Annotated in this window: 9 protein-coding genes; 8 read left to right on the plus strand and 1 reads right to left on the minus strand. The window is 53.8% G+C overall.

Annotation, left to right across the window (positions count from 1 at the left end):
- Positions 1-239 precede the first annotated feature (239 nt).
- Genes FKN99_RS00850 through FKN99_RS00865 form a run of 4 tightly spaced genes read left to right on the plus strand, consistent with a single transcriptional unit; the run spans position 240 to position 6,240 of the window.
- The gene (locus FKN99_RS00850; RefSeq protein WP_172116128.1) at positions 240-1,994 is read left to right on the plus strand and encodes a type I secretion system permease/ATPase; all 1,755 of its coding nucleotides are present in this window, start codon (positions 240-242) and stop codon (positions 1,992-1,994) included.
- Position 1,995: 1 nt separating this feature from the next.
- Positions 1,996-3,375, plus strand: coding sequence for an HlyD family type I secretion periplasmic adaptor subunit (locus tag FKN99_RS00855; protein WP_172116129.1), 1,380 nt, complete (start codon positions 1,996-1,998; stop codon positions 3,373-3,375).
- Entirely contained in the window at positions 3,375-4,844 is a 1,470-nt protein-coding gene (locus FKN99_RS00860; protein WP_253926935.1) for a TolC family outer membrane protein, read from the plus strand. The genes FKN99_RS00855 and FKN99_RS00860 overlap by 1 nt, the downstream gene beginning before the upstream one ends.
- A 16-nt stretch (positions 4,845-4,860) precedes the next feature.
- Complete coding sequence (locus FKN99_RS00865; RefSeq protein WP_253926936.1) at positions 4,861-6,240, plus strand: undecaprenyl-phosphate glucose phosphotransferase; 1,380 nt, start codon at positions 4,861-4,863, stop codon at positions 6,238-6,240.
- Between the two features lie 436 nt (positions 6,241-6,676).
- Here FKN99_RS00865 and FKN99_RS00870 read toward each other — a convergent pair whose 3' ends face one another.
- On the minus strand, positions 6,677-7,606 hold the full coding sequence (locus tag FKN99_RS00870; RefSeq protein ID WP_172116130.1) for a glycosyltransferase: 930 nt from the start codon (positions 7,604-7,606) through the stop codon (positions 6,677-6,679).
- Between the two features lie 105 nt (positions 7,607-7,711).
- On the opposite strand from FKN99_RS00870, the gene FKN99_RS00875 reads away from it, so the two are divergent.
- The 4 genes from FKN99_RS00875 to FKN99_RS00890 all read left to right on the plus strand — a co-directional run bounded on the left by FKN99_RS00875 (position 7,712) and on the right by FKN99_RS00890 (position 14,446).
- A complete protein-coding gene (locus tag FKN99_RS00875) occupies positions 7,712-8,668 on the plus strand; it encodes a glycosyltransferase family 2 protein (RefSeq protein WP_172116131.1) in 957 nt (318 codons plus the stop codon).
- Positions 8,669-8,770: 102 nt separating this feature from the next.
- Entirely contained in the window at positions 8,771-9,601 is an 831-nt protein-coding gene (locus FKN99_RS00880) for an ABC transporter permease (RefSeq protein WP_172116132.1), read from the plus strand.
- Positions 9,591-10,976: an ABC transporter ATP-binding protein gene (locus FKN99_RS00885; RefSeq protein WP_172116133.1), complete on the plus strand. Its 1,386-nt coding sequence runs from the start codon at positions 9,591-9,593 to the stop codon at positions 10,974-10,976. Before FKN99_RS00880 ends, FKN99_RS00885 begins: the two co-directional genes overlap by 11 nt.
- On the plus strand, positions 10,973-14,446 hold the full coding sequence (locus tag FKN99_RS00890) for a glycoside hydrolase family 99-like domain-containing protein (RefSeq protein WP_172116134.1): 3,474 nt from the start codon (positions 10,973-10,975) through the stop codon (positions 14,444-14,446). Before FKN99_RS00885 ends, FKN99_RS00890 begins: the two co-directional genes overlap by 4 nt.
- Positions 14,447-14,572: the final 126 nt, after the last annotated feature.

Raw genomic sequence — 14,572 nt, forward strand, 5'->3', positions numbered from 1 at the left:
AGCCTGCCTAAAACATGGCAGAAATGTACACATGGAAACTGAAAGCGGTAAAAGTAATATGACGGTTATCTCATATTATGTTGATGGCTGGTAAGTACGTCTTTTCAAAAAAGGTTCATTATCCCTAAGCTTCCCGACGGACAAGTATCCAGCCTACCGCTGCAAGGCATGTTCTGGTATGCTGCCGCGATTCATTTTTTCCTCACGTGACGCCTCTTCGATTCAACGGTGAACCCTTCATGTCAAAGCAACAGGAAGCAACGGATCTGCAGCGCGCACTAAAAGCCTGCAAAGGTTCGTTTATATCGGTCGGTTTTTTCAGTATGTTCGTCAATCTGCTGATGCTCGTGCCACCGATGTATATGCTCCAGGTTTATGACCGCGTACTGACCACCCAAAGTTTTGATACGTTATTGATGCTAACGGTAGTGGTCGTCTTTTTATTCATGATTATGGGCGGGCTGGAGCTTGTCCGCTCGCGTATATTGGTGCGCGTGGGTAATCGACTAGACACCACCATTAATGAGCGCCTGTATAGCGCCATGTTCCGCCGAAGCCTGGTAGCGCAAGGCACCCAAAGTGCCCAGCCGCTGAACGACCTGACCAATCTACGTCAATTTCTAACCGGTAACGGTTTGTTTGCGTTTTTTGATGCGCCCTGGGTGCCCATTTATCTCGGTATTCTCTTTCTGTTTCATCCTTGGCTAGGCATCTTTGCAACCTGTGCCGGCTTGATTCTGGTCGCGCTGGCAATCGCCAATGAAAAAGCTACCAAGAAGCTTCTGGCAGACGCCAACAGTGAGCACATTCAGGCACAAAACCTGGCCAACTCTAATCTGCGTAATGCCGAAGTGCTGCACGCTATGGGTATGTTGCCAGGCATTATGGGGCGCTGGTCCAAGCGTCATCACGAGTTTCTTTCCAAACAGTCCCAGGCTAGCGACCGTGCAGGGGCGCTAACCAATACATCCAAAATCTTACGCTTGCTCTTTCAGTCATTAATTCTTGGGCTTGGTGCCCTGCTGGTGCTGGAAGGAGAGATGACGGCGGGCATGATGATTGCAGGCTCTATTCTAATGGGTCGTGCGCTGGCACCGATTGATCAAATGATTGGCGGTTGGAAGGGCTTTGTGGCCGCACGCGGCGCGTATGGGCGTTTGAATGAGCTGATGGCACAAATTCCCGCTGAACAGCGCAAAATGTCACTACCGGCGCCCAGGGGCGATATCGCAATGGAAGGGGTCGCCGCTGCACCGCCAGGTTCACGCATGGCGACGATACGAGGCATCAACTTTAGCGTAGCGAAGGGCGAGCATGTCGGTATTATTGGCCCTAGTGCTGCCGGTAAGTCTACGCTGGCTCGCGTGCTGTTAGGCATTTGGCCCTCCCAGGTCGGTGATGTTCGCCTGGATGGTGGGGTGATTACACAGTATAACCGTGACGAAATTGGCCCCTTTATAGGTTACTTGCCCCAGGATATTGAGCTATTTGACGGCACGGTCAGTGAAAACATTGCCCGCTTTGGTGATATTGACCCGCAAAAAGTGGTCGAAGCCTCTAAAAAAGCAGGCGTACATGAAATGATTCTTGAGCTGCCAAGTGGCTATGACACGATCATTTCATCCACCAGCGGTGCACTCTCCGGCGGTCAGCGCCAGCGGGTTGGGTTAGCGCGAGCACTATACGGCAACCCGGTACTGGTTGTGCTGGACGAGCCCAACGCCAACCTGGACGAGGCTGGGGAAAAAGCACTGGCGCATACCATTACTCAGCTTAAAGCTGAAGGCGTCACACTGTTTGTTATTAGCCATCGCACCAATGTTTTAAAGAACATGGATAAACTGCTGGTAATGAAAGAAGGGCAGGTCAGCATGTTTGGGCCTCGTGACCAGGTGCTGGCGCAATTTGCCAAAAAGCCGCGTGCGCAGGTAAGCCAGCAAAGCGCAGCACGACTTTCAGCCGTATCCAACGGGCACGGGGGCGAGGAGAAGTAACATGAGCGATGAGCAACGTAACGTTCAAAACCGCCACGAAATCGATGTCACGCCCAGCGGGCCTGCCACCATTGATGGCGAGGCAACCGAGCGTCTGCCGACCAGTGACAAAGGCTACCGTAAGCTGGGCATGTTTATTCTGCTGTTTGCCTTGGGTGGGTTCATCGTCTGGTCCCTTACGGCCTCGCTGGCCATCGCCGTCGTAGCGCCTGGCAGTGTATCGATTGAATCTTTTAAACGCACCGTGCAACACCTTGAAGGCGGCATTGTGCGTGAGCTGCTGGTAGAAGATGGCGACAAGGTAGAAGCCGGGCAGCCGCTGGTGATCCTTAGCGATACCCAAGCGCGTTCGCAGCTTGAAATCGCCCGCTCCCAATATCTGATTAGCCGCGCGATGGAAGCACGACTGCTGGCCGAGCAAGAAGGCGCAGACACGATGGTTATTCCTGACGATATTCAGGATGTTGATGACCCGCGTGTCCAGCAGGTGGTGGCCGTTCAGCAAAGTCTGTTTACAGCGCGTCGACAGTCGCTCATCAGCACCCTGGAGTCTCTGGACGAACAGATTATCCAGATGCAGGAGCAAATCGAAGGCTTAGAGCAGCGCATCAATGTGAATAATCAGCGCACTGCCTCGCTACGCTCAGAAGCCGATGATTTTCGCTCCCTCTATCGCGAAGGCCTGGGCAACAATCAGCGCCTGCGTGAGCTGGAGCGGCAAATACTTCAGTATCAAGGCGATAACGCTGAGTTCAGAGCCAATATCGCGCAACTGCGCTCGCAAATTAGCGAAAATCGTATGCAGCGTGAAATTCAGCAGCAAGAGTTTCAAAAAGAAGTAGGCGAACAGCTGCGCCAGGCGCAGTCGCAAATCGCCCAGTCTGAAGAGCAGATCGTGTCCTACGCCGACCAGGTCGAGCGCACCGTTATCGCTGCGCCCGTCTCAGGCACCGTGGTAGGACGCCAAGTGAATACGGTGGGTGCAGTTATTCGCCCAGGCGACACCATCATGGATGTAGTACCCTCCAACGACGGCTTTGTAGTGGAAGCGCGAGTGCCTATCCGCGATATCGACAATATCTTTTTGGGCCAGTTTGCGGAAATCCGCTTTAGCGCCTTTAATCAGCGGCTCACTGATATCATTGACGGCGAAGTTATCTACATAAGCGCCGATAGCTTTGAAGACGAAGCGACCAGACAGCAGTATTACAAGGCGCGAGTGCGCGTAACAGATTCAGGGCATGAGCAGATGAATGAGCAGATGCAGCTATTGTCGGGTATGCCCGCTGAGGTAATGATTCGCACCGGCGAGCGCACGTTTGCAAGCTATATTGCCAAGCCGATCAACGATATGCTGGCTCGCGCCCTGCGGGAGGATTAATGTCAAGGATGCTCAGCGCTATCGTTAACAAGGCGATGTGCCTAACAGTGGCCGCTGCGGTGACCGGTATGATATCGCAGCCGCTTTATGCCCAACAGGATGCGCTCGCAGAGCCCGAGGCCATGCAGGCGCTTGCCTCCCTGGAGAAGCCCGCGCCAACGCAAGTAGAACTACCCTCGCTGCCTGAGCTATTTGCTCGTGCGCTTGAACACGACGCTGCCTTATCACGCCAGCGCTATGAGCTAGCCGCCACCCGGGAAGAAATTCCCATGTCGCGCTCACAGCTACTGCCGCAGATAAGCGCTACGGGTGGCTATCTCTGGCAGGACTCCACCAATATCCAAACATCCCCCGATGATTTTGGCCTGGACCAGCCCGCCCAGCGGCCAGGAGAAATTGAAGAAACCTACTGGCAGGTTCAGCTACAGCAGCCACTGTTTAGCCTGGAGCGCTGGCGCGGCGTGGATGTCGCCAACGCACAGGTCGGTGCGGCTGAGTTGCAACTGGCCGTGGTAGAACGCGATCTGGCATTACAGGTGAGCGAAGCCTACATACAAGCATACCTGGCTACCCAGCGCTTGGGCCTGCTGGAATCTCAGCAGGATTCTCTGGAACTGCAAGTACGCCAGGCCCAGCGCGCCTTCGACCTGGGAATAGGCGACCGCATCGACCTGCTTGAAGCGCAGTCTCGCCTGGACCAGGCCATTTCCGAAGCCGTTCTGGCTGAAAATGAGCTGGATAACGCGCGTAGTACGCTGGAGCGACTAACGGGTGTTTTACCCGCATTTCGTGGCTTGGCAGTAGGGGAGCTTTCCGCCGTTATCTTGAAAAGTGAATGGGGCAGTCAGGATGAGTGGTTGGCTCGCACCAATCAAAACCTGGATGTGCTATTGGCGCGACAAGAGCAGCAGATTACCGAGGCGGATGCCAGCACACGCCGAGCGGGTTACTACCCCGAGGTTAATCTGAATTTAAGCTACTCTGACCGCCAAAGTGACGACGTATTACGCGAAAGCAAGGATTACCGTGCTGGCGTTGAAATGAGCGTGCCGATTTATCGCGGTGGCTACACGATGGCGAACGTCAGGCAGGGCGAGCGTCGCATAGATGCAAGCCAGGCCGCCTTTGATAATCAGCTGAATCTGGTATCGCAAGATGTCCGCCAGCGCCTGCGTTCATTAACCGGGCATGTGCGCCGCATAGAAGCGCTCAAGCAAGCCATTGCCTCCAGCCAACTGTTTCTGGACGCCGCCGAACGGGGCGAACAGCTAGGATTAAGAGACCTGGTCGACGTGCTGGATGCTCGGGCAAGCCTGTATGATCAGCGTATCCAATACGTCGATACCATTGGCCAGTACGCCCTGGACAGCCTGGCCCTTCAATCAGCAGTAGGCGACCTTAACAGCGAAGATCTCAGCGACGTGATGCAGTTGCTCATATCGCTCACCGACTTCACCTCAGCAACGTAAAGGATATGTGCATCGCATGGCGGCGTTGAAAGGACTCCAAGGCAACGAATGGCTGCGTCGCATCATGCGCTGTTTTGATGCCGCCATCGCTGTTGGCGTATCCGCTCTGTTGCTCTGGGCCATGCCCCATATCACCCTCAACGGTGAATACTACCTCTTTCTGATGCTTATAGGCAGCCTACTGCTGCCTGCCGTTGGCGAGTTAATGGGGCTTTATCAGCCTTGGCGCGGGCGCAGCCTCTTCAGTATGTTGGGTGCCTATGCGGCGAGTTGGCTCATTACTATTGTACTGCTTAGTTTGCTGCTGGTAGCCACTCAAAATACTCAAAATTTTTCACGACTATGGATGGGTTTTTCGTCAGTCGCCATACTCATCATCGGCAGTTTGATGCGCTCGGCACTCTATCTTTATCTCAGGCACCTGCGCTCCAAAGGCAGAAATCGCAAACAAATAATTATTGTAGGGCGCGAAGAAAACCTTATACGGTTGGAAGACCACCTCAATACCATGCGCTATGCGGGTTACGTGCTACAGAATGCTTATATAGACGACGACTCGGACGCGTTTCATAAGCACTTGGCAACATTAGCAGAAGAGAGCACGTTCGAGCGCAGCTTTGATGAGATATGGCTGAGCTATCCGCTAAGTGATGGTGACAAGGTTCGCCTGGTATCCGCCAGCCTGATCAATATTCCTGTCAACATGCGCTATTTTCCTGACCTTTCTGATATCCGCCTCTTAAATCACCGCATGGCCCAGGTCGTTGGCCTTTACTCGTTAGAGCTTAACTACAGCCCCCTGGATAGCGGCCCTTTACGTTTTATGAAAAACGTGGAAGACAGGCTGCTTGGCGGCATCTTGTTTATGTTGTTTTTCCCGGTAATGTTACTCATTGCCGCTTTAGTGAAATGGAAAATGGGCGGGCCGGTGCTGTTCAAGCAGCATCGTCACGGCATTGACGGCAAATGCTTTAAAATTTATAAATTCAGAAGCATGAGCGTCCATCAATCGGATAAGACGCTTCAAGCTCATCAGGATGACCCGCGTATCACCCCTCTGGGCGCTTTTTTAAGGCGCACAAGCCTTGATGAACTGCCCCAGCTTTACAACGTATTGCAAGGCAGGATGTCGCTCGTTGGTCCCCGCCCGCACGCGCTCGACCACAATCAGTATTACCAGGGTGTGATCCAAAACTACATGCAACGCCACCGCGTAAAACCAGGCATGACCGGCTGGGCGCAGGTCAACGGCTACCGCGGCAACACCGACACCCTCGAACAGATGCAAAAACGCGTAGAGCTTGATCTTTACTACATAGACAACTGGTCACTGGGCTTCGATTTAAAAATCCTCGCCATGACCATCACCCGTGGCTTTATTAACTACCAGCCCTGACATCCCTGGGATTGGCTTAACCCCAAAGGCCTAATAAACATTGTGAGAGCAGGCTTCAGCCAGCGATGGGGTTGGAACAACCCCGGGAGGCCTGATAAACATTGTGGGAGCAGGCTTCAGCCAGCGAATGGGGTTGGCCAATCCCCAAAGGCCTGACAAACATTGTGGGAGCAGGCTTCAGCCAGCGATGGGGTTGGCTTACCCCCGGGAGGCCTGACAAACATTGTGGGAGCAGGCTTCAGCCAGCGATGGGGTTGGTCAACCCCGGGAGTCCTGACAAACATTGTGGGAGCAGGCTTCAGCCAGCGAATGGGGTTGGCTTAACCCCGGGAGGCCTGATAAACATTGTGGGAGCAGGCTTCAGCCAGCGATGGGGTTGGCCAACCCCGGGAGGCCTGACAAACATTGTAGGAGCAGGCTTCAGCCAGCGATGGGGTTAGTTCCAGTAGCGTTTATGCATGGAAAGTGCGCGCTTTAGGCGGATTGGTAGCTTGTGCTCTATCTTGCCTAACCGATAGCCCGCATATTTAAGCACGGTACGTAATGCTGCTTCGGGCAGGCGCCAAAGTGCTTTGCGGAGCAGATAGCGTATTTCAGAAAGCACAAACCGCTTGCCTTCGCCTTCTGCTTTGCCAAGCCACTCCAGTAACCAGCGTTCCTGGTGATGGAAAACGCCAATATCAAAATAGCGCTGAAATTCCTCAACTAATGAGTAGTTATGCGAATGAAAAACGCAAGCGTCAGCACGATAGGCGAGCTTCCAGCCATGCGTTAACAGCCTGGCACCTGCCAGCATATCCTCGCTAAGAATCGTACCTTGTGGGAATCCGCCTACCGCGAGTAGCGCTTCACGGCGGTAGGCTGCGAAGGAGTTAGAAAGAAATGCAGTTTTAATCCCCAAAAAAGGGATATCTGTTTTGTCAACTACCCGTGATGTGGCTGGATAATTAAAATAACGAGCATGAGCGGCAATAGGCGTTGCATCCGAGTGAGGCAATTGTCTGCCAAACGCGGCCCCTACGCACGGATCCTCGAACGCTGCTACTAGCTGCAAAAGTGCCTCTGGGCCTGCTACCAATGCATCCTGAGTAAGAAAAACAACGATATCACAATGGCGCAGGTGCTCTAACGCCCGTTGGCGTGTGCCGCCATGGTCAAAGTCATCTCGCTTAATGATCAGAACGTCACATCCTGCCTCGCGTGCCTTGAGAGCTGTACCATCTTGCGATGATGAGTCAATAACCAATAACTGAAATGATGAAGCGGCGGGAAGCGTAAGTGAGAGCCACTGATGCCAAAGAGAGCCCGCATTAAGCGTTGGCACACACACACCAATAGAAAAATTAGAAGCAATGGCAACGGGCATAAAAAGTATCTGACTCAAAAGACATTGGAAAACGGCTATAAAAAAGCACTTAGCATACGCGTATACTACGCGCTGGTCAGCTGAGTGACATGGAGCAATCAGATCTTGAACCCAAGCATGGATATCAACAAGCAGTCTTCAATGCCCCACGTGGCTATTTTAATGGGCACCTATGAAGGTGAGGCCTACCTTTCAGAACAGTTGGACTCGATTGAGAACCAGCAGTATACCCATTGGACACTGCATGTGTCAGACGATAGCCCAACGCCGGGGACCCAGCGCTTGCTGAAAAGATATCAGCAGCGATGGGGAGATAATAAGCTCGTTATCTACCAAGGGTGCCGGAAAGGGTTTGCTGCCAACTTTATGTCACTGGTACGTAATACCGCTATTCAAAGTGATTACTACGCCTTTGCAGACCAGGACGACCGTTGGCATACAGAAAAACTTTTACGTGCTGTTAAGCGGCTTGCGGAGGAGAAAGCGAGGCGCCCTCTGTTGTACACCGCAAGAACACGGCTGGTAGATGAACACGGCAAGCCTATTGGTTATTCAGCGCTGCAAAAGCGAAGACCATCGTTTCAAAATGCGTTGGTACAAAATATTGCCAGTGGAAATACCATGCTATTTAATCAGGATGCTCGCAATTTACTGATTGCCTCATCGCAGGGTGAAGACATCGGTCTGCACGACTGGTGGTGCTACTTACTGATCAGTGGTTGTGGCGGGCAAGTGGTGTATGACAGCACGCCCAGCCTTGATTATCGCCAGCATCCAAAAAATCTGATTGGCATGAAACGAGGAATAAAAAGCCTGCTTGTTCGCGTTGCCCACCTTTGGCAAGGGAGCCACCGAATGCAAATTGACCGTAATCTGGCAGCATTAAGCACACATCAGGACTGGCTAACACCACAGCATCAAGCCTGCTATCACCACTATTTTGTGTCACGACAAGGCAATTTCTGGGAGCGGTTGCGTGGCTTATGGTTGGCAGGCGTCTATCGGCAAACCTGGCAGGGTAATATGGCCATGCTGGTGGCGGCCCTTCTTAACAAGGGATGACTGAGGTACTATCTGCGCCTTCAAAATTTACCTGGAGAGTAAGCGCAGGGCATTTGTAACGCCTTGTTTCACTCATAAGATCAATTAATGTAAAGAGAGCCAATGAATCCACATGCTTTAAATTCGATAGCGCCGCGCGCCATGATGGTGCACCTGTGGCGTTATCGGGAATTGATCGGGCGTATGATAAAACGCGATGTTATGGGGCGCTATAAAGGCTCTCTGCTGGGGCTTGCCTGGTCGTTTGTCACGCCTATTATCATGCTGATTATCTATACCTTTGTTTTTACAGTGGTGTTTAACGCACGCTGGGGGGTTGATGGTGAAGACAGTAAAAGTGTTTTTGCGCTGCAGCTGTTTGCCGGGCTTATCGTCCACGGCATATTTGCCGAAGTACTAACACGGGCACCAGGGCTTATACTCGCTAATACCAACTATGTAAAAAAGGTGGTGTTCCCGCTGGATGTGCTGCCCTTGATACCGCTTGGCAGCGCCCTGTTTCATGCCGCAATCAGCACGCTGGTGCTGTTGCTTGCCCAGCTTATCGTGCTGGGTAGCCTTCCCTGGACTTTCTTGCTGTTACCGTTCGTGCTTTTTCCGCTTTTGGTGCTGGCGATGGGCGTAAGTTGGCTATTGGCATCATTAGGCGTTTTTCTACGCGACATAGGCCAGACGATGGGACTGTTAGCCACGATGCTGCTATTTCTTTCTCCTATTTTTTATCCAATTTCCGCGTTGCCTGAAAGTTTTCATGGGCTGATTCACGCCAACCCCCTTACGTTTATTATCGAACAGGTGCGCGTGGTGTTGCTTGAGGGAGCGCTTCCCAATACTGCCGGGCTGCTCAAGTATCTAGTCATCTCCTTGGGTGTCGCGTGGGTAGGATTCGCCTGGTTCCAAAAAACACGCAAAGGATTTGCTGATGTCCTCTGAGTCTTCCAATGCGGTCATTACCGTTAGCAATGTGGCCAAGTATTACCATATTTACCAGCAGCCGAGCGACCGCTTAAAACAGTTTATTATGCCGCGCCTTAACCGCTTGGCGGGCAGGCCTCCCAAAGGCTACGGGCGTGAATTTCGTGCACTCGATGGCGTTAGCTTTGATATTCAGGCCGGTGAAACGGTCGGTATTATTGGCCGCAACGGCTCGGGTAAGTCGACCCTGCTGCAAATGATCTGCGGTACGCTCACGCCGACCCACGGTGATATTAATACCCAAGGGCGTATTGCGGCACTGTTGGAGCTAGGAGCCGGATTTGATACCGAGTTTACCGGGCGTGAAAACGTCTATATGAATGCCTCCGTACTTGGTTTAAGTAAGGCGGAGATTGACGCCCGGTTCGACGATATTCTGGAGTTCTCGGAGATCGGCGAGTTTATCGACCAACCCGTTAAAACCTACTCCAGCGGTATGTATGTACGCCTGGCTTTCGCTGTTATTGCCCACGTTGATGCCGATATCCTGGTGATTGATGAAGCTCTGGCCGTAGGTGATGCCTTTTTTGTGCAAAAGTGTATGCGTTTTTTGCGTCGCTTTATGCAGCACGGCACTGTGCTGTTTGTCAGCCATGATACCGCCGCTGTGTTAAGCCTTTGTCAGCGGGCTATCTGGATCGACCACGGGCAAGTGGTAGCACAAGGGCGGCCTAAAGAAGTCGCCGACGCCTACCTGAAAGCCTTTTTTGAATCTAACCAGGGAGCGGGCGCCGAAAATGGCAGTAGTGCTGAGCGCGCCGATGAACAAGCGCGTTTGCGCCCGATACCCCGCGACATGCGCCAGGATATTATCAATGCAACGCCTTACCGCAACGACATCGAAGTGTTTACCTTCGATCCCGAAGCAGAAGGGTTTGGTAAAGGCGGCGCGCTCGTGGAAGAAGTATGGCTACATGACAGTGCAGGCCATCCGCTCACCTGGATGGTAGGGGGTGAAGAAGTCTGCCTCAGCGTTGCGGCCAGGGTGCAGCCCGGGCATCACTTAAATAAGCCCATTATTGGTTTCTACGTTAAAGACCGCTTGGGGCAAACGCTGTTTGGCGACAATACCTTCTTAAGTTATAGCGAAAGCCCGGTAGACGCCGCTAGCCAGAGCTTGCTTTCGGCCAGTTTTACTTTCCGGATGCCGATTCTCCCGCACGGTGACTACAGTGTTAGTGTGGCGGTAGCAGATGGCACCCAGGATGACCATGTGCAGCACCATTGGCTGCATGATGCCCTGTTTTTCAAGTCGCACTCCAGCAGTCAAAGTCATGGGCTGGTAGGACTACCCATGCACGATATTCGTTTACAAGTGGATTCAAGCCAATGAGTGACACACCTGATAGTTCGATGCTACCCGGCACGGGCGAGCGCTTTCTGCCCGAGTTTAAAGGCGACATCGTCGCTGAGCACTACCACCGCTACCTGTTAGCGGCCCGGTTTGTGGAAGGCAAGCGCGTGCTGGATATTGCCAGCGGTGAAGGCTATGGCAGCTACCGGCTGGCTGCCCGCGCAGAACGCGTGACAGGGGTAGACATTGACCGCGACTCGGTGCGACATGCAAGTGAACACTACCAGCGCGATAACCTGGAGTTCCGCCAGGGCGACTGCACGGCGATACCGCTACCCGATGCCAGTGTCGATGTCGTGGTGAGTTTTGAAACCATCGAGCATCACGACAAGCACCAGGAAATGCTCCAGGAAATCAAGCGTGTGCTGCGCCCCGACGGGCTGTTGATTATCTCAAGCCCCGACAAGCGGGAATACAGCGACGTACCCGGTTACGAAAATCCCTACCATGTTAAAGAGCTTTATCAGGATGAATTTGAAAGCCTGCTGACACGTCATTTTCGCCAGCACCACTTGGTAGGGCAGCGCGTGCTGTTTGGCTCCGCTATTGTCGACCCTACCCCCAGCGCCCTGGAAACCTTTCGCGCCCTGGCACCTGGCGCAATAGAAGATACGTCGTCTGACACACCGCTGGAAAAAAGCGAATATCGCCCCATGTACTGGGTGGCACTAGCCAGCGATGCTGAATTGCCAGCCTGCGGGAGCAGTTTTTTTTACCAGGACATCATAAACAGCGATGCCGTGCAGCAGCGTGAACAGCAGCTTAACGAAGCTGCGCAGGAAATTGAAAACCGCGATACCGCCATCGAAGAACGCGACCAGCGGCTGCAGCGTTTCAGTGATGAAAATCAGCGCCTGATGGATGAAGATAAACGGCGCACCGCCGCCCATGAAAAAGAGGGCCAGCAATGGCAAGCTGAACAGCAGCGGCTACACGAGGCGCAGTCAGAAAGCCTGCGTCTTCAAGAGCAGTACCTGCAAAGCCAGCGGCAGCTATTAAAAGAGTACGCCGTTCTGATGAATCGCGTGCACGCCCCCGGCTGGCTGGGCAAACGGTTGATAAAACAAATAGTGCAGTGGCCGGTGCGCTACCGTCAGGAAAAACAGCAGCGCGAACAAATTGCCCAGTCCGGCCTGTTTGACCCTAACTGGTACTTAATGCACAACCCCGATGTACAGAGCAAAGGGCTTGATGCACTTACGCACTACCAGCGTCATGGTGGTTTTGAAGGGCGCGACCCCTCGCCAGAGTTCAGCACGCTTAACTACCTAATGACCCACCCACAGCTAATGTCGGCGCACCAGCATCCGCTGGTTCATTATCTGCAAAACCGTCAGCCCGAAGTTGCCGCCGCACCGGTGCCAAGTAGTGCCGGTGGTGCGCTGTTTAACCAGCTGTTTAGCGAAGCCGCTGGACGAAGCGATGTGTATGTAGAACGTTCAGAGCAGGCACTTGAAGAGCCATCAAGAGTTCGCGCCATTGCCTTCTACCTGCCGCAGTTCCACCCCATCGCCGAAAATAATCGCTGGTGGGGCACGGGCTTTACCGAGTGGACCAACGTTGGCAAGGCCGTTCCTCAGTTTGAAGGACACTACCAGCCACGCCACCCAGGCGAGTTAGGCTATTACGACCTGCGCCTGCCCGAAGTGCAGGAGCGCCAGGTAGAGCTGGCCCAGCAGCACGGTATTGAAGCCTTCTGCTTCCACTACTACTGGTTCAGTGGCCGTAAGCGCCTACTCGAACGCCCTGTTGACCAGTTCGCCAATAACCCCAATATTGATTTTCCCTTCTGCCTCTGCTGGGCCAATGAAAACTGGACCCGCCGCTGGGATGGCCAGGAAAGCGACGTGCTTATGGAACAAAAGCACCAGCCGCAGGACGACCAGGAGTTCATTGAAGATATCTTTCCGCTGCTGCAAAAACCTAACTACCTCAAGGTAGACGGCAAGCCGCTGCTGATTGTGTACCGGGTAGACATTCTGCCCGATGCCGCTAAAACAGCCCAGGCATGGCGCGAGTACTGCCGCGAGCAGGGCGTGGGTGAGATTCACCTGGTCGCCGCGCAGAGTTTCGGTATTACCGACCCCGCCCCTTACGGGTTCGATGCTGCCGTCGAGTTCCCCCCTCATGGTACTCAGGCGCGCCAAATTAACCGCGAACAGGACTTTATCAATCCTGACTTCCAGGGCAACGTCTACGACTACAATGACCTGGTGGCTACCCAGCTTGCCAAGCCCGAGCCTGAGTATCGCCTGTACCGCACCGTATTCCCCGGTTGGGACAATGAAGCGCGCAAGCCAGGCCGGGGGCATATCTTCCATCATGCCAACCCCGAAACCTACCGCCAGTGGTTGGGCGGTGCCTGTGCAGAAACCGACCGCCACCCAGGCGACGACAAGCTCGTGTTTATCAACGCCTGGAACGAGTGGGCCGAAGGCGCCTACCTGGAGCCAGACCGCCACTTTGGCTACGCCTACCTTGAAGCCACCAAACAAACCCTGGCGCAGTTTCCCAGCGGCACGTTAGCCAGCTATCCGCCTGCACTGAATGCCCTGCAGCAAGCGGCCCGCAAGCACGATACCGCCGTGATCCTGCACCTGTACCACACCGAGCTATGGAGCGAAGTCGCCCAGTACCTTGAAAGCCTGCAAGGCAACTACGACCTCTACGTTTCGTTGCCAGAACACGCCGATGCTGACATTGAGCGCACCCTGCAAGATCACGTGCCGGGCGTATGCACTGTGCGCTGGCCGAATCGCGGGCGCGATGTTGCTCCTTTTTTGGCCATCCTCAAGGCAATTGAGCCGCTGGGCTATCAGCAGGTGTGTAAAATTCACGCCAAGCGTTCCCTGCACCGGGCTGATGGTGACCAGTGGCGGCAAATGTTTCTTGGGGAGCTGTTAGGCTCCACCGAGCAGGCAGGCAGAATTATCGATGCCTTTAAACAGCAGCCTGAGCTTGGCATGGTCGGGCCGGCAGGCCACTGGTTGCCTTACACTCGCTACTGGGGCGCGCCGTTAAGCAGCCCAGCACGCTTTAACCAGTTAAAAGAGCAGCTGGGTATTCACGAACCAACGCTTGATGCCTTGCACTTTTTTGCAGGTTCCATGTTCTGGTGCCGCCCGCAGGCGATGGCGCTGCTGCTTGATAATGCGCCTTTAAACGCCTTCGACATGGAGTTGGGCCAAAAGGACGCCACGTTTGCCCACTCACTGGAGCGCTTATTTGCCGCCGCCTGCCAGTCAGCCGGGTTTCGCGTTACCGATACCCAGGCACCTGCCGCCAGCCACCCCCCCGCGCCGGTAAAGCAGTATGCGTTTGCTCAGCCCAGCCCAGCGTTAAGCGGGCAGCAGGCGCCCAACATGGTTATTACCCCGCCAGGCACGGCGCAAATTATAGAACGCCGTGCGAAAACGCTTTACCATGCGCTGAAACGGCGGTTAAATTAACTGAGCAACACGCCAAAATAGCGAAGTAATTCATTAAAAATGATGAGTTATAGAGTGGCAGCCCAGCTAAAGGGCTGCTATGATCGCTTGGCGTGAATTGCGCAATTCACAGCAGGCTACACGGTA

This window comes from Halomonas hibernica, from assembly GCF_013183775.1.
In the GTDB taxonomy this organism is placed as follows: domain Bacteria; phylum Pseudomonadota; class Gammaproteobacteria; order Pseudomonadales; family Halomonadaceae; genus Vreelandella; species Vreelandella citrativorans.